A 14,851-nucleotide genomic window follows, 5' to 3' on the forward strand; every position below is an offset into this window, starting at 1 on the left:
CGCCCCCCCCCCGCCCCCCCCCCCCCCCCCCCCCCCCCCCCCCCCCCCCCCCCCCCCCCCCCCCCCCCCCCCCCCCCCCCCCCCCCCGCCACGACCCGTCGGCCCACGTCGAGGCGCTGCTGGGCGTCTACCGGCGTGTCGCCCGCGCACCGTGACGGACGGACTTGTTCCACAAGCGTCGTGGGGGGATCCTCCGCTCATCGCCGCGGACGCCGGGCTCCCGGGCTGCGCGGCGGCTCCAGAGGAGGGGCCGTCATGGGGTGGGCCGGCGTCAGCGTCCTCGGCTTCCTGGTGGTGACCGCGCTGGTCATCTGGCTGGCGCGGAGCAACACCGCGCGCTGGGAGGCCCGCCACCGGGCCGCCCAGGCGGCCGTCCGTGCCCGCGAGCAGGCGTCCCTGCGCGCGCGGGCCGCCGCCCTGCTCGCGCCGGGTCCGGCCGGGACCGGGCGGCACCGGCCGCACCTGCACCTGCCGCACGTTCACCTGCCGCCCGCCGTCGTCGCCCGGCTGCCGCACCCGCACGTGCACCTGCGACACCTGCACCTGCCCTACCTGGACGGCCGGCTGACCCGGCGGCGCCTGGACCGGTCCGGGGACCAGCAGGCCGACGCTCCGCCGTCCGTGGAGTCGCCCGGGACGCCCAGCGACTCGCCGTCCCAGGCCCCGGCCGGCCCCGCCGCATGACCGGGGCGCCGCAGCGGCGCGTGGCGATCGCCTGCCAGGGTGGGGGCAGCCACACGGCGTTCACCGCGGGCGTCCTCGGCCGGCTGCTGACCGCCGACGAGCTCGACGGGTACCGCGTCGTCGGCCTCAGCGGGACCTCGGGCGGCGCGGTGTGCGCGGTCCTGGCCTGGTCGGCGCTGGTCGACGGCGAGCCCGCTGCCGCCCGGTCGCGGCTGGAGGGCTTCTGGGCGGACAACGCCGCCGCCGGCCCCGTCGAGCGGGCCATCAACGGGTGGATGCTGTGGGGCACCACGCTGCAGAGCGTCGGCCTGCTGCCGGCCGTCAGCCCGTACGACATCCCGGTCACCGGGCTGGAGCACTTCCGGGCGCTGCTGAACCGGTGGGTGGACTTCGACCGGTTCCGGGCCGACGCCCACGCGCGCCACCCCCTGCTGCTGATCGGCGCCGTCGACGTGCTGTCGGGCCGGTTCCGGGCCTTCTCGAGCCGCCACGAGCGGATCACCGCCGAGATGGTCCTCGCGTCGGCGGCGATCCCCACCGCGTTCCCGGCGGTGCGCGCCGACGGTGGCACCTACTGGGACGGCCTGTTCTCGCAGAACCTGCCGGTCCGCGAGCTGCTCGACGCGCAGCCGGACGAGCTGTGGGTCGTCCAGATCAACCCGACGGCCCGGGACCGCGTGCCGCGCAGCGTGCTCGCCATCGCCGACCGGCGCAACGAGCTGGCCGGCAACCTCTCCCTCTACCAGGAGCTGCACGTCATCGAGAAGGTCGACCGGCTGCTCGCCGACGGCCTGCTGGTCGGCGGGGGCTACAAGCAGGTGACCGTGCGCGTCATCGAGATGGCCCGGCCCCCGTCGTCGCGGTGGCTGGGGCCGGTCTCCAAGGTCAACCGGGACGCCCGCTTCCTCCGCGGCCTGGTCGCCCAGGGGGCGCGGCAGGCCGACGCGTTCCTCACCGCGCTGGCCTTCGAGCGGGCGTGGCACCGGCGGGACGCCGACGCGATGGTGCGCAGCCTGGCCGACGACGCCGAGGTCAGCAGCGCCGCACCCTTCCCCGTCCGCGGCCCGGTCCGCGGCGCCGCGGTCCGGGAGGTCCTCGGCGACCTGGCGCACGCCGCGCGCATCGACGTGACGCGCAAGCAGGTGAGCCGGGAGCGCACCACCTGGACGGTGCACCTCGACGACGGCGGAGCCGGCGACCGCGGGGTCGCCGAGGCCGAGGTCGACGGCGACCGGCTGGTCCGCCTCCGGCTCGGCCCGGCGACGCTCTAGGGACGGCGGGGCGCGGCCAGCACCGACCGGAACAGCGACACCACCCGGTCGGCGTGCGCGTCGAAGGTGTGCTGCTCCCGCACCGCCAGGGCCGCCGCGCCGCCGCGCCGGTCAGCGAGCTCCGCGGCCAGCACGCCGGCGACGTCGTCGGGGGAGCGGTAGAACAGCCCGGTGCCGTCCCGGCGCAGCACGCGCTCCACCGACACCAGCGCCCCGGGGTTGGCCTGCTGCAGGAGGGGCAGCCCGGCGGCCAGGCACACAGGCAGCCGGGCCGGCGAGTTGAGGTCGTCCCACGTGGCCGTCCGCAGGTCGCCGCCGTTGCTGCTGTCGAAGCGGTGCAGCCAGCCGGCGTCGTAGCGGGAGAGCTCCCGCACCCAGTCCTCGGGACCCACCGCGGGGTGCAGGTGCACGTGCCCGGGGGCCTCCGCCCGGGCCCGGTCCAGCCAGCCGGCCCACGCGCCCTTCGGCCCCGGCGCGCGGACCTGCCCGTACAGGTGGGTGTGCACGCCGCGCCGGGCCAGCTCCAGCACCCACGCCAGGTCGAACCCGGCCGGCCGGCCGACGACGACGGTGTGCGGCTGCCCGTCGGTCGCGGAGAGCTTCGGCGACAGGGGCGCGTCGAGCCAGTCGCGCTTGGGCAGGTCGCCGTCGAGGACGCCCAGCCGCGCGGGGTCGACCCGGCCGCGCAGCGCCGCGGCGAACCAGTCCCGCTCCTCCTCGGTGGCCAGCAGGCACGCGTCGGCGCCGGCGACCAGGTCGGCCAGCAGCGGCCACTCGCCGCGCACGATGCTGCGCTGCGGCGCCTCCTTGAACGTCCAGACGAAGGGCAGGTGCGGGACGGCGCGCCGCACCGCGTGCGCGAAGGGCACCGCTCGCCAGTTGAGCTGGGCCCAGACGACGTCGGGGGCCGGCGCCGCGACCTCCTGCTGCCACCGGTCCCGGTCCAGGTCCCGGACGTGCCCGAACGGCAGCGGCCCCACCGTGGCGTCGCCGAGCCCGTCGGTGGTCCACAGGCCGGTGAGCCGGTGGCCGCGCTCGGCGAGGGCGAGCACCCGCTCGGGGTTGAGCGCCAGCTCGCCGACCAGCAGCACCGAGAGCCCGTCGGCCGACGGCGGGTACGCGCGCTCCCGGAACCGGGCGTAGCGGGCGGCCTCGTCCACGAACCCGCCGTCGGTGGAGGCGAAGCGCAGCGGGGCGGCCACCCGGTACCGGCTGCGGAAGACGTTGAGCCCGCCGTCGAGGGACTCGCGGATCGCCGCCGAGCGCTGGCCGGGGTGCCGGGTCCAGGTGCAGGTGACCCGCCCGGTGTCGGCCGTCGTCCCGCGGGTGCGCAGCCGGTCCCACATCAGCCGGCCGAGGTCGTCGGACTCCAGCTCGGCCCGCTCGGTCCAGCGGTCGGTGGTGCGGCGGTGGGCGACCTGCACCAGCTGCGCGTAGCCGGTGCCCGAGGGCTCGGTCAGGCCGCTGCGGGCCAGCGCGACCGCCGGGTCGGCCAGGCACTCCAGCAGCGCGCTCAGGTGGTCGGGGGACCAGACGTCGTCGGCGGGCAGGTAGGCGACCACCGGCGCGGCGACCGCGTCCAGGCCGGCGTTGAGCGTCGTGCCCAGGCCCCGGTTGGCCGGCCAGCGGAGCAGCCGCAGCCGCCGGTCGCCGACGGCGTCCACCACCGCCCGGACGGCGCCGGGGTCGGCCGAGCCGTCGTCGAGGACCACCGCCGTCCACCCGCGGTGCCGCTGGGCCAGCAGGCCGTCGAGCGCGCGGGGGAGGAAGGCCGCCTGGTCGTGCACCGGCACCAGGACGGCGACCGCGCTCACGCCGCCGCCCCGGCCGCGGCGTCCTCCTCCCGCACCCGGGCGTAGACCGCCGCCACGCGCGCGGCCAGCCGCGGCCAGGCGTAGTCACGCGCGCGGGCCCGCGCCCCGGCGGCCAGGCGGGTGCGCAGCCGCGGGTCGGCGACCACCCGGTCCAGCGCCGCGGCGAGCGCGTCGACGTCCCCGGGGGGCACGAGCAGGCCGGAGCCGCCGTCCCGGACCACCTCGGGGATGCCCCCGACGGCGCTGGCCACCACGGGCAGCCCGGCGGCCATCGCCTCGGTGAGCACCGACCCCATCTCCTCGTAGGCCGAGGGCAGCACGAGGACGTCGAGCGAGGCGAGCACCGCCGGGACCGCGGTGTGGGCCACGAACCCGGCGAGGGTGATCCGGTCGGCGCGGGGGCTGCTCGCGGCGAGCGCGCGGACCCGGTCCCGGTCGGGGCCGTCACCGACGACGACGAGGTCGGCGGACTGCCGCATCCGGCCGAAGGCGGCCACCAGCAGGTCGGCCTGCTTCTGCGGGGCCAGGCGCCCGACGTAGCCGATCCGCGGCCGGCCGGCCGCCGGGAACACGTCGTCGTGCGCGGCCGCGAACAGCGCCGGGTCGAACCCGGACGGGACGACGACGACGCGGTCGGCCGGGACCCCGTCGGCCCGCAGCGCCGCCGCGGCCCGCTCGGTGAGGACGACGACGGTGTCGGCCCGCCGCAGCACCGCCCGCTCGATCCGCCCGCCGGCCGCCCGCAGCAGCCGGGCGCGGAGGGACCGGCCGCGCACGGTGTGCCCGACGCTGCAGTGCACGGTGACCACCAGCGGGCAGCGGTGCCGCCGGGCGGCCAGCAGCGCCAGCGGCAGGGTGGCGAGGTCCTCGCCCTGGTGGCCGTGCACCACGTCGACCGGCGCCGGCCGCAGCACCGCCGGCAGCGCGCCGAGCGCCCACAGCTGGCGCAGCCGGGGGATCGGCAGGCCGGTGCGGTGCACCCGCGCCGCGCGCCCCAGCGGCGTGCTGCCGCGCGGACCGGCCAGCCGGGAGGTGACCACCGTCTGGACGGCGCCCCGCGCGTCGAGGCAGCGGGTCAGCGTGGCGGTGTGGTTCTGCATGCCGCCGATCGGGTCGTAGCGGGCGGCCCGGTGCGCCAGCTCGCCGGCCAGGGCGTCCGGACCGGCGGCGCCACCGGCCGGGACGGGCTCGAACACGCTGCACAGCCGCAGCACGTGCAGCGCCCCGGCCGGGGCGGGGACGCGGCGTCGCGGACCTCCCACCTGCCGCAGTAGAGCAGAGTTACGGCCGGCCCGCCGACGGGAAGGGGACCCGGGTGCGCGCCCCCCTCCGCGACCCGTCCGTGCGCCGGGTGGCGCTGGTGCGGCTGCGGGTGGGGCTCGGCGACCTGCTGTGCTCCCTGCCGGCACTGCGCCGGCTGCGCGCGGCCCGGCCCGACCTCGAGGTCAGCCTGGTGACCTGGCCGCAGATGGCGCCGGTCGTGGCGCGGATGGGCGACGCGGTCGACGAGCTGCTGCCCTTCCCCGGGGTCGAGGAGGTCCCCGACCGCCCGCCCGGGTGCGCGCCGGACCCCGGCGGCTGGGCGCCGTTCCTCGCCGAGGCCGCGCTGCGCCGCTTCGACCTCGCCCTCCAGGTGTACGGCGACCGGCCGGCGGCCAACCGGGTGACGGCGGCCCTGGGCGCGCGGCTCGTTGGCGGGTTCGCGCCGACCGGCTGGTCCCCGCCGCCGGGCACCGGGCCGCTGCACCTGCGCTACCCGGTCGACCGGCACGAGGCCGAGCGCCACTTGCGGCTGTTCGAGCACCTGGGCCTGCCGCGCGGCGGACCCCCGGAGATGACCTTCCCGGTCACCGCCGACGACGAGGCGGAGGCCGCGGCCGCGCGCGCCCCGCACGGGCTGGTGCCCGGCCGGTACGTCGTCCTGCACCCGGGGGCGTCGTCCCCGACCCGCCGCTGGGCCGCCGAGCGCTACGCCGAGATCGGGGACGCGCTGGCCGGCGACGGCGCGGACGTGGTGGTGACCGGCGGGCCGTCCGAGCGGGCGGTCGGCGCCGCGGTCGTCGCGGCGATGCGGGCGCCGGCGGCGGACCTCACCGGGGCCACGAGCCTGGGCGGGCTGGCCGCGCTGCTGCGCGACAGCGCCCTGCTGGTCGGCAACGACACCGGGACGGCGCACCTGGCCGCCGCGGTCGGGGCGTGCAGCGTCACCGTCTTCCTGGCCGGCGACCCCGTGCGCTGGGCGCACCGCGGGCCGCGGCACCGCGCGGTCGTCGCCGACGTCCCGTGCGCGCCCTGCCCGCACCTGGTCTGCCCGATCGACTTCCGCTGCGCCGCCTCGGTGCGGCCCGCGGACGTGCTCGCCGCGGCCCGGGACCTGCTGTCCGCGGCGGCCCGGTGAGCAGCCCGCTGCGGATCTCGCTGGTCTGCGACTCCGACGCCTGGGGCGGCGCCGAGGTCTACCTCGCCCACCTGCTGCGACGGGCCGGCCCGCTCGGCGCGGTGGCGTCCCTGGTGGCCGCGGAGCCGGTCGCGGCGCGGTTCGCGGGGGAGGTGCCCTCCGACCGGCTGGCCGTCGTCCCGCTCGCCCGGCACGCCGGCGCGGCCCCCGCGGTGCGCGCGGCACTGACGGCCCAGCGGCCCGACGCCGTCCTGGTCAACCTGGTCGACCCCGGCTCCAACGCGGCCGCGCTGGCCGCCGCCCTCGCCGTCGCGCCCACCGCCGGGGTCCTGCACCTGCCGGGGGACACCGGCGCCGGCGAGCGGCGGGCGCACCTGGCCGCTCTCTACGGCCGGCTGGCCGCGGTGCTCACCCCGGCGTCGGGCGCCCGCGACCAGGTGGTCGCCGACCTGGGCGTGCCGGCCGGGCGGGTGCACGTGGTGCCGAACGGCGTGGACGTCCCGGACACGCCCGCCGGTCCGGCCGGTCGGCCGGTGCCGCGGGTCGGCGGGCTGGGCCGGCTCACCGCGCAGAAGGGCTTCGACGTGCTGCTGGAGGCCGTGCGGCGGCTGACCGCCGACGGTGTGCCGCTGGAGGTGGTGGTCGGCGGGGAGGGGCGCGACGGCGAGCGGCTGCGGGCCGCGGCCACCGGGCTGCCGGTCGCCTTCCCCGGCTTCGTCACCGACGTCCGCGGCTTCCTCGCCGGCCTCGACGTCTTCTGCCTGTCCTCGCGCCGGGAGGCCATGCCGCTGGTGCTGCTGGAGGCCATGGCCGAGGGGCTGCCGTGCGTGGCCACCGACGTCGGGGACGTCGCGGCCGCGGTCGGTCCGGACGCCGTCGTCGTCCCCCCGGAGGACCCGGCGGCGCTGGCCGCGGCGCTCGCCGCGCTGCTGGCCGACCCCGGCCGGCGCGCCGGACTGGGCGCCGGTGCCCGGCGGCGGGCGGTCGCCGCGTTCGACGCCGGCCTCATGGCGCGGCGCACCCTCGACGTCCTCGCGGGCGTGTGCGCCCGACCGGGACGGGGAACCGGGGAGGCATGAGCAAGAAGACCAACCAGCAGGAGCAGCAGGCCGCCGCGCGGGAGGCGAAGAAGGAGGGGATGTCACCCAGCGAGGCCGGCGTGACCACCGGCGCATCCAAGCAGATGCGGCACGTGGAGAAGGGGCAGGATCGGCACGAGCACTCCAGCGCCCAGGGCAAGAGCAAGACCTGACGCCCGGGACGCCGACGCCGACACCGAGCACCCCAGGGAGGACCCCATGGCCATCGCGACGATCAACCCGGCGACCGGCGAGACGCTCAAGACCTACGAGCCGCTGTCGGAGGAGGCGATCGAGGAGAAGCTCGAGCGCGCCGCGGCCGCGTTCGCGCAGTACCGGCTGACCAGCCCCCGGCAGCGGGCGGGCTGGCTGAGCGCGGCGGCCGACGTCCTGGAGGCCGACACCGACCAGGTCGCCGAGCTCATGACCATCGAGATGGGCAAGACGCTGGCGTCGGCGAAGGCCGAGGCCGCCAAGTGCGTCAAGGCGCTGCGCTACTTCGCCGAGCACGGCGAGGACTTCCTGCAGCCGCAGCCGGCCGACGCCGAGAAGGTCGGGGCGGTGGAGGCCTACGTCGTCCACCAGCCGCTGGGCGTGGTGCTGGCGATCATGCCGTGGAACTTCCCGCTGTGGCAGGCGATGCGCTTCGCCGCGCCGGCGCTCATGGCCGGCAACGTCGGCCTGCTCAAGCACGCCAGCAACGTGCCGCAGACCGCGCTCTACCTCGAGGAGCTGTTCCGCAAGGCCGGCTTCCCCGCCGACGTCTTCCAGACCCTGCTCATCGGGTCCGGCGCCGTCGAGCGGGTGCTGCGCGACGACCGGGTGGTGGCCGCGACGCTGACCGGCAGCAACGCCGCGGGCGAGGCGGTGGCGCGGGTCGCCGGCGAGGTCGTCAAGAAGACCGTGCTCGAGCTCGGCGGCAGCGACCCGTTCATCGTCATGCCGTCGGCCGACCTCGACAAGGCCGCCGAGGTGGCGGTGACCGCGCGCTGCCAGAACAACGGGCAGAGCTGCATCGCGGCCAAGCGCTTCTTCGTCCACGCCGACGTCGCCGAGGAGTTCACCCGCCTGTTCGCCGAGAAGCTGGCGGCCCTGACGGTGGGCGACCCCATGGACGACGGCACGAAGGTGGGCCCGCTGGCCACCGAGTCGGGGCGCGACGACGTCGAGCGGTACGTGCAGGACGCCGTCGACAAGGGCGCGACCGTGGTGACCGGCGGCAAGCGGGTCGACCGGCCCGGCTGGTTCTACGAGCCGACCCTCGTCACCGGCGTGACCCCGGACATGGCGGTGTACTCCGAGGAGGTGTTCGGCCCGGTCGCGGCGCTGTTCACCGTCGCCGACCTCGACGAGGCGCTGCGCATCGCCAACGACCACGTCTACGGGCTGGGCGCCAACCTCTGGAGCGAGGACCAGGGCGAGCGGCTGCGGTTCATCCGCGACGTCCAGTCGGGCATGGCGTTCGTCAACGGCATGGTGACCAGCTACCCGGAGCTGCCCTTCGGCGGGGTCAAGCAGAGCGGCTACGGCCGGGAGCTGACCGAGGTGGGCATGTACGAGTTCACCAACGCCAAGACGGTCTGGATCGGCCCGCCGAGCAGCAAGCAGGGCGAGGGGGACACGGGCAAGGCCGCCAGCGAGTGACGACCGGTCGCGGGCCCGGAACAGCCGGGCCCGCGACCGGGTTGGCGCGGGCATGACCCGCGTCGTCCTGGCCACCCGCTACGGCGGGCCCGAGGTGCTCTCCGTCGTCGACGAGCCGGTGCGCGAGCCCGGCCCCGGACAGGCGCGGCTCGCCGTCCGCGCGGCGGGGGTGAACCCCGCGGACTGGAAGTCCTACAGCGGCGCGTTCGGCACCGACCCGGCCCGGCTGCCGCTGCGGCTGGGCTTCGAGGCCGCCGGCGTGGTGACCGCGGTCGGGCCGGACGCCGTCGGTCCGGCCGGCCCGGTCGCGGTCGGGGACGAGGTGATCGGGTTCCGGCTCGCCGGTGCCTACGCCGCCGAACTGGTCGCGCCCGCCTCGGCGCTGGTGCCCAAGCCGGCGTCGCTGGGCTGGGAGCAGGCCGCCGGGTTGATGCTGACCGGCGCCACCGCGGTGCACGCGCTGGCCGCCACCGGCGTCGGCGCGGGCGACACCGTGCTCGTGCACGGCGCCGCCGGCGGCGTCGGGCTCATGGCGGTCCAGCTCGCCGCGCTGCGCGGGGCCCGCGTGGTCGGCACGGTCGGCGGGGACGGCGCGGACCTGGTGCGCCGGCTCGGCGGCGAGCCGGTCCGCTACGGCCCCGGGCTGGCCGACCGCGTCCGGGAGCTCGCCCCCGGCGGGGTGAGCGCGGCGGTGGACGCCGTCGGCACCGACGAGGCCGTCGACGTCTCCCTGGAGCTGGTGCCCGACCGGCGGCGGATCGCCTCCATCGCCGCGTTCGCCCGCGGTGCCGCCGAGGGGCTGCAGCTGCTCGGCGGCGGACCGGGGGCCGACCCGGGCACCGCGCTGCGCGACGCCGCCCGGACCGAGCTCGCCGAGCTCGCCGGCGACGGCCGGCTCGAGGTGGTCGTCGCCGGGGCCCATCCGCTCGACGACGTCGCCGCGGCGCACCGGCAGGGCATGGCCGGGCACACGCACGGCAAGCTGGTGCGCATCCCCTGAGAGAGGACCCCGTCCTCCCCACCCTGCGCACGCTCATTGTGGGACCCGGGACGGGGCCTGGGCGCCCAGCCGCGAGTGCCGGTAGCCGTAGACGGCGTAGACGAGCAGGCCCAGCGCCAGCCAGGCGAGGAAGCGCAGCCACGTCTCGATGCTCAGGTTGAGCATGAGGTACAGGCAGGCCAGCGCGGAGACGGCGGGCAGCACCGGGGACAGCGGCACCCGGAACGGCCGGCGCATCTCCGGGCGGGTGCGCCGCAGGACGATCACCGCGACCGACACCAGCAGGAACGCGAACAGCGTGCCGATGCTGACCAGGTCGGCCAGCGTGCCCAGCGGCACGAACGTGGCCATGACCAGCACCAGGACGGCGAAGCCGAGGGTGATGCGCACCGGCGTCCCGGTGCGCGGGCTGACCCGCGCGACGGCCGGCGGCAGCAGCCCGTCCCGGCCCATCGCGAAGCCGATCCGGCTGACCGTGATCAGGTCGACCAGGATCACCGAGGTCAGGCCGGCGACCGCGGCCAGCGCGATGAGCGCCGACGCCCACCCGAGGCCGACCTGGTCGAAGGCGTCGGCGATCGGTGCGCCGCGGTCGAGCCGGTCGTACTGGACCATCCCGACGACGACCAGCGAGACGCCGATGTACAGGGCGGTCGACAGCCCGAGCGTGCCCAGCAGCCCCAGCGGCAGGTCCCGGCCGGGCCGGCGGGTCTCCTCCGACAGGTTGGCCACCGCCTCGAAGCCGGTGTAGGCGAAGAACACCACCGCGGCGGCGGTGAGCACCCCGCCGACGCCGAACGCGACCGGGTCGATGCCGGCGATCGCCTGGATCACCGGTCGGGCCAGGCCCCCGGATCCCTCGGCCGGCTGCGCGGGCGGCACGAACGGGGTGAGGTTGGCGCCGCGGACGAACCAGGCGCCGGCGACGACCACGAAGACGCAGACGGCCACCTTGATGACCACCAGCGCCCCGGTGACGCGGGCGGACTCCCGGACGCCCAGCGCCGCCACCACCGTGAGGACGACGACGATCAGGGCGGCGCCGACGTTGACCGTGGCCTCCTCGCCGAACAGCGATGGCGGCAGGTCCAGCAGGTTGCCCACGTAGCCCGACCAGCCCCGGGCCACCACGGCCGCGCCGAGGGCGAACTCGAGGAACAGGTCCCAGCCGATCACCCAGGCCACCAGCTCGCCGGCGGTGGCGTAGGCGTAGGAGTAGGCGCTGCCGGCGGTCGGGGCGGAGGCGGCCAGTTCCGCGTAGCAGAGCGCGGCGAGCAGGGCGACGACGCCGGCGAGGGCGAAGGAGATGACCACGGCCGGCCCCGCGGTGTCGCGGGCCTCCACCCCGGTGAGGGTGAAGATGCCGGTGCCGATGACGACCCCGATGCCGAAGCCGACGAGGTGGCGGGCGCTCAGGTGCCGGCGCAGGTGTCCGACGTGCTCGCTCTCGTCGTCCCCGAGCATCTCGACCGGCTTGGTGCGGAACAGGCTCACCCGTCCATGCTCGGTGGCCCCGCCGGATCCCGCCCGCCGAGTGGCTTCACACCTCGGTGACCTCGAAGGTGCGGGACGGCGTCACGAACTCCTCCTGCGCGGCGACGAGCAGGATCTCGCGGGAGCCGGCGTCCTCGGTGCGCTTGAGCAGCCCGTACACCGAGGCCGCGGCCGCGCCCAGGGCGGTGCCGACGTCGCGGCCGGCCAGCCAGTGGGCGAGGAACAGCGCCGCGATCGCGTCGCCGGCGCCGTTCACGTCGACGCCCAGGCGCGGCGTCCGGACCCGGACGTGCCGGCCGCCCTCGGAGGCGAGCAGGTCGACGGAGTCCTCCGGGGTGTCGTCGGTGACCAGCGACGTCGTGAGCACCACCCGCGGGCCGAGCGCCTGGACGGCGGCGACGGCGTCGGTGACCTCGGCCAGCGTCCGGGTGGTCCGGCCCGACAGCGAGTCGAGCTCGAAGTGGTTGGGCGTGACGACGTCGGCGGCGGGCACCGCGACCTCGCGCATGAACTCCGGGATGCCCGGCCGGACGAACACGCCGCGCCCGACGTCCCCGATCACCGGGTCGCAGCAGTACACGGCGCCGGGGTTGGCCGCCCGTACCCGGGCGACGGTCTGCACGACCGCGTGGCCGATGTCGGCCGACCCCAGGTAGCCGGACAGGACGGCGTCGCAGCTGCCCAGCACGCCTCGCTCGGAGATGCCCTGCACGACCTCCTCGATGGCCGGCCCGTCGAAGACCCGCCCGCGCCACTCCCCGTAGCCGGTGTGGTTGGAGAACTGGACCGTGTGCACCGGCCACACCTCGATGCCGAGGCGCTGCAGCGGGAACACCGCCGAGGAGTTGCCCACGTGGCCGTAGGCGACGTGCGACTGGATGGAGAGGACGGCGACCATGCGGGGAACGGTCGCACAGCCGGGGCCGGCCGGTCGCGGTCCGGACCGGGATCAGCCCCACACACGAGCACGCCGAGGCCCTGCGCGACGGCGGTCGCGCTCACGTGACGGTGCCTGGCTCCCCGCTGTCGGTGACCACCGGCCGGCCGGCGGCCGCCCACGCCTGCATGCCCCCGGCCAGGTTCCGCACCGGGACGCCGGCTGCCCCGAGCCGGTCGGCCGCAGTGCCCGAGCGGTTGCCGGAGCGGTGGACGACGACGACCGTGCGGCCCGGTGGGACGGCGGCGGGATCGAGCCGGTCGAGGGGCAGGTGGACCGCGCCGGGTGCGTGCCCCGCGACCCACTCGTCGGGCTCGCGGACGTCGAGCAGCACGGCCTCGCCGCGGTCCACCATGGCCGCGGCCTCGTCCGGGCCCACGTCGGGGAGCCGGGACGAGTGCGCAGCGGCGGACATGAGGTCCTCCCGAGGGTCCGGCGGCCGTCGCGGGCTGCCGCACCCGGAGCGCACCACACCGGCCCGCCGGGCGCCAGGGCCGAGGGCGGGGCGGGCGCAGGACCGAGGTCCTCGCGCGGGTGGGCCAGGAGGGAGGCGACCCCCGGGGCGCGTCCTCCGGCCGGGCGGCGACCGGCCAGGCCAGGCGGGCAGGATGGCGGCATGGCACTGCCTCCACTGAGCTCCTCGGGGATCGTCGGCGCCGCCGGCCGGGTCGGCGAGCCGGTCGACGTCCGCACCGGCGACCTGCGGCTGGCCGGCCGCCCGCTGCCGGTCGTCAGCCCCGCCCGCGTCTACGTCTGCGGCATCACCCCCTACGACGTCACGCACCTCGGGCACGCGGCGACGTTCGTGTGGGCCGACGTCCTGGGGGCGGTGCTGCGGATGGCCGGCGCCGAGGTGAGGACCAGCCGCAACGTGACCGACGTCGACGACGTCCTCACCCGGGCCGCCGACGCCCGCGGCCGGCACTACGACGAGTTCGCGCTCAGCCAGGAGTTCTCCTTCGAGCAGGACATGCGCGCCCTCGGCGTGCGGCCGCCGACGGCCGCGCCGCGGGCCCGGCACCACGTCTCGCACGTGCAGCAGCTGGCCGCCGCCCTGCTGCGCACCGACCGCGCCTACGTGCGCGAGGGGCACGTCTACTTCCGCGCCGGGGACGTCGTCGCCCGCTCCGGGCTGGACGCCGCCCGGGCGCGGCAGCTGGCCACGGAGTTCGGCGACGGTCCCGACGACCCGCTGCGCGACGACCCGTTCGACGTGCCGGTGTGGCGGCCCTCCGGCGACCGCGACCCCGCCTGGCCCTCGCCGTGGGGCTGGGGGCGGCCGGGCTGGCACGCCGAGTGCGCGGCCATGGCGACGGCGACCCTCGGGCACGGCGTCGACGTCCTCGTCGGGGGCGCGGACCTCGCCTTCCCGCACCACGGCTACCAGACGGCGATGGCCGAGGCGGCCTCCGGAGTCGGCCCGTTCGCGCGGGCGCAGGTGCACGTCGGGGCGGTCTCCCAGGACGGCGCGAAGATGGCCAAGTCCACCGGTAACCTCACCCTGGTCGCCGACCTGCTGCGGGTGGCCAGCGGCCCGGCGCTGCGCCTGCTCGTGCTCGACCGGCCGTGGTCGCAGCCGTGGGAGTACCGGCCGGAGCTGGTGGAGCGGGCCGCGGAGCGGCTGGACGCGCTGTACACCGCCGCCGGCCGGCCGTCGTCCTCGCCGTCCGCCGCCGGCGCGGTGACCGACCGGCTGCTCGACGACCTCGACGTCCCCGGCGCGCTCGACGTCGCGCTGACCGACGGCGGGGACGCCGCCCGGCTGCTGGTGCGGGTCCTGTCCCTCGGCTGACCGGCCCGGCCTCCGACCCGCCGGGACCGCGTCCGTGGACAGCCGCCCGCTGCTCTGGTGACCTGGGCGGGTGCGCGCCTCCGACGGGGTGGACCACCCCCTGTTCGCCCGGTTCTACGCCCGGCTGGCCCCGGCCATGGAGCGGTCCGGGGCGGGGGAGCACCGGCAGCGGCTGCTCGCGGCGGTCTCCGGGCGGGTCGTCGAGGTCGGCGCGGGGACGGGGGCCAACTTCGCGCACTTCCCGGCGTCGGTCACCGAGGTGGTGGCCGTCGAGCCCGAGGCGTATCTGCGGGCCCGGGCGGAGGAGGCCGCGCGGCACGCCCGCGTGCCCGTGACCGTGGTCGACGGCGTGGCCGACCGCCTGCCGGCCGGGGACGGGGAGTTCGACGCGGCCGTCGTCACCCTGGTGCTGTGCAGCGTCCCCGACCCGGACGGCGCGCTGCGGGAGATCTCCCGGGTGCTGCGGCCGGGTGGGCGGTTGCACTTCTGGGAGCACGTCCGGGCCGACGGCGGCGCGCTCGCGCGGGTGCAGCGGGGGCTGGACCGCACCGTCTGGCCCGCCCTGTGCGGCGGCTGCCACGCGAGCCGGGACACCCTTGCGGCGGTCGAGGGCGCCGGGTTCCACGTCGAGCAGGTGGACCGGTTCCGGTTCCCCGACGCGGTGCCACCGATGCCCACGGCGCCGCAGGTGCTGGGGACCGCCGTCCGCACCTGACCCGGTCGTCCGCCGTCGGGTGG

The 14,851-nt window shown here is 77.5% G+C and carries 14 protein-coding genes; 9 read left to right on the forward strand and 5 right to left on the reverse strand.

The annotated features are described in order from the left end of the window. The first annotated feature begins 255 nt into the window (after nucleotides 1-255). Nucleotides 256-684 carry a hypothetical protein gene (locus ACI789_RS21285; protein WP_457011408.1) on the forward strand — a complete coding sequence of 143 codons (429 nt, stop codon included), beginning with the start codon at nucleotides 256-258 and terminating at the stop codon, nucleotides 682-684. Continuing rightward, a complete protein-coding gene (locus tag ACI789_RS21290) occupies nucleotides 681-1,955 on the forward strand; it encodes a patatin-like phospholipase family protein (RefSeq protein WP_457011409.1) in 1,275 nt (424 codons plus the stop codon). Before ACI789_RS21285 ends, ACI789_RS21290 begins: the two co-directional genes overlap by 4 nt. On the opposite strand, the gene ACI789_RS21295 is transcribed toward ACI789_RS21290, so the two are convergent. Together ACI789_RS21295 and ACI789_RS21300 are read right to left on the reverse strand one after the other, a co-directional pair. Then, a complete protein-coding gene (locus ACI789_RS21295; protein WP_457011410.1) occupies nucleotides 1,952-3,769 on the reverse strand; it encodes a glycosyltransferase in 1,818 nt (605 codons plus the stop codon). The genes ACI789_RS21290 and ACI789_RS21295 overlap by 4 nt on opposite strands. Next, nucleotides 3,766-5,031, reverse strand: a complete 1,266-nt coding sequence (locus ACI789_RS21300; protein ID WP_457011412.1) for a glycosyltransferase — start codon at nucleotides 5,029-5,031, stop codon at nucleotides 3,766-3,768. Before ACI789_RS21300 ends, ACI789_RS21295 begins: the two co-directional genes overlap by 4 nt. Before the next feature lie 53 nt (nucleotides 5,032-5,084). Here ACI789_RS21300 and ACI789_RS21305 point away from each other — a divergent pair, with 53 nt between their 5' ends. Genes ACI789_RS21305 through ACI789_RS21325 form a run of 5 tightly spaced genes read left to right on the forward strand, consistent with a single transcriptional unit; the run spans nucleotide 5,085 to nucleotide 9,890 of the window. Then, nucleotides 5,085-6,167, forward strand: a complete 1,083-nt coding sequence (locus tag ACI789_RS21305; RefSeq protein WP_457011413.1) for a glycosyltransferase family 9 protein — start codon at nucleotides 5,085-5,087, stop codon at nucleotides 6,165-6,167. Then, nucleotides 6,164-7,246 carry a glycosyltransferase gene (locus tag ACI789_RS21310; RefSeq protein ID WP_457011414.1) on the forward strand — a complete coding sequence of 361 codons (1,083 nt, stop codon included), beginning with the start codon at nucleotides 6,164-6,166 and terminating at the stop codon, nucleotides 7,244-7,246. The genes ACI789_RS21305 and ACI789_RS21310 overlap by 4 nt, the downstream gene beginning before the upstream one ends. After that, on the forward strand, nucleotides 7,243-7,419 hold the full coding sequence (locus ACI789_RS21315; protein ID WP_457011415.1) for a hypothetical protein: 177 nt from the start codon (nucleotides 7,243-7,245) through the stop codon (nucleotides 7,417-7,419). Before ACI789_RS21310 ends, ACI789_RS21315 begins: the two co-directional genes overlap by 4 nt. A 46-nt stretch (nucleotides 7,420-7,465) precedes the next feature. After that, complete coding sequence (locus tag ACI789_RS21320) at nucleotides 7,466-8,890, forward strand: NADP-dependent succinic semialdehyde dehydrogenase (protein WP_457011417.1); 1,425 nt, start codon at nucleotides 7,466-7,468, stop codon at nucleotides 8,888-8,890. A 52-nt stretch (nucleotides 8,891-8,942) separates the two neighbouring features. Next, nucleotides 8,943-9,890 (forward strand): NADP-dependent oxidoreductase, encoded by a 948-nt coding sequence (locus tag ACI789_RS21325; protein WP_457011419.1) that lies wholly within the window; start codon nucleotides 8,943-8,945, stop codon nucleotides 9,888-9,890. Between the two features lie 33 nt (nucleotides 9,891-9,923). Here the strand turns inward: ACI789_RS21325 and ACI789_RS21330 are convergent, their stop codons facing one another. From ACI789_RS21330 to ACI789_RS21340, 3 genes are all read right to left on the reverse strand, one after another. Further along, entirely contained in the window at nucleotides 9,924-11,384 is a 1,461-nt protein-coding gene (locus tag ACI789_RS21330; RefSeq protein ID WP_457011420.1) for an amino acid permease, read from the reverse strand. A 46-nt stretch (nucleotides 11,385-11,430) separates the two neighbouring features. After that, on the reverse strand, nucleotides 11,431-12,282 hold the full coding sequence (pdxY, locus tag ACI789_RS21335) for a pyridoxal kinase PdxY (protein ID WP_457011421.1): 852 nt from the start codon (nucleotides 12,280-12,282) through the stop codon (nucleotides 11,431-11,433). Nucleotides 12,283-12,382: 100 nt separating this feature from the next. Then, on the reverse strand, nucleotides 12,383-12,736 hold the full coding sequence (locus ACI789_RS21340; protein ID WP_457011422.1) for a rhodanese-like domain-containing protein: 354 nt from the start codon (nucleotides 12,734-12,736) through the stop codon (nucleotides 12,383-12,385). Between the two features lie 201 nt (nucleotides 12,737-12,937). On the opposite strand from ACI789_RS21340, the gene ACI789_RS21345 reads away from it, so the two are divergent. Next, nucleotides 12,938-14,113 carry a cysteine--tRNA ligase gene (locus ACI789_RS21345; RefSeq protein ID WP_457011423.1) on the forward strand — a complete coding sequence of 392 codons (1,176 nt, stop codon included), beginning with the start codon at nucleotides 12,938-12,940 and terminating at the stop codon, nucleotides 14,111-14,113. A gap of 70 nt (nucleotides 14,114-14,183) precedes the next feature. Beyond that, nucleotides 14,184-14,828 (forward strand): class I SAM-dependent methyltransferase, encoded by a 645-nt coding sequence (locus ACI789_RS21350; RefSeq protein WP_457011424.1) that lies wholly within the window; start codon nucleotides 14,184-14,186, stop codon nucleotides 14,826-14,828. Nucleotides 14,829-14,851 lie beyond the last annotated feature (23 nt).

The organism is Geodermatophilus sp. SYSU D00965, assembly GCF_054050075.1.

Excerpts from the sequence above, each read along its gene's own strand:
- ACI789_RS21285 (WP_457011408.1), top strand. The coding sequence starts at position 256 with ATGGGGTGGGCCGGCGTCAGCGTCCTCGGCTTCCTGGTGGTGACCGCG.
- ACI789_RS21325 (WP_457011419.1), top strand. The coding sequence starts at position 8,943 with ATGACCCGCGTCGTCCTGGCCACCCGCTACGGCGGGCCCGAGGTGCTC.
- ACI789_RS21320 (WP_457011417.1), top strand. The coding sequence starts at position 7,466 with ATGGCCATCGCGACGATCAACCCGGCGACCGGCGAGACGCTCAAGACC.
- ACI789_RS21345 (WP_457011423.1), top strand. The coding sequence starts at position 12,938 with ATGGCACTGCCTCCACTGAGCTCCTCGGGGATCGTCGGCGCCGCCGGC.
- ACI789_RS21340 (WP_457011422.1), bottom strand. The coding sequence starts at position 12,736 with ATGTCCGCCGCTGCGCACTCGTCCCGGCTCCCCGACGTGGGCCCGGAC.
- ACI789_RS21290 (WP_457011409.1), top strand. The coding sequence starts at position 681 with ATGACCGGGGCGCCGCAGCGGCGCGTGGCGATCGCCTGCCAGGGTGGG.
- pdxY (WP_457011421.1), bottom strand. The coding sequence starts at position 12,282 with ATGGTCGCCGTCCTCTCCATCCAGTCGCACGTCGCCTACGGCCACGTG.
- ACI789_RS21315 (WP_457011415.1), top strand. The coding sequence starts at position 7,243 with ATGAGCAAGAAGACCAACCAGCAGGAGCAGCAGGCCGCCGCGCGGGAG.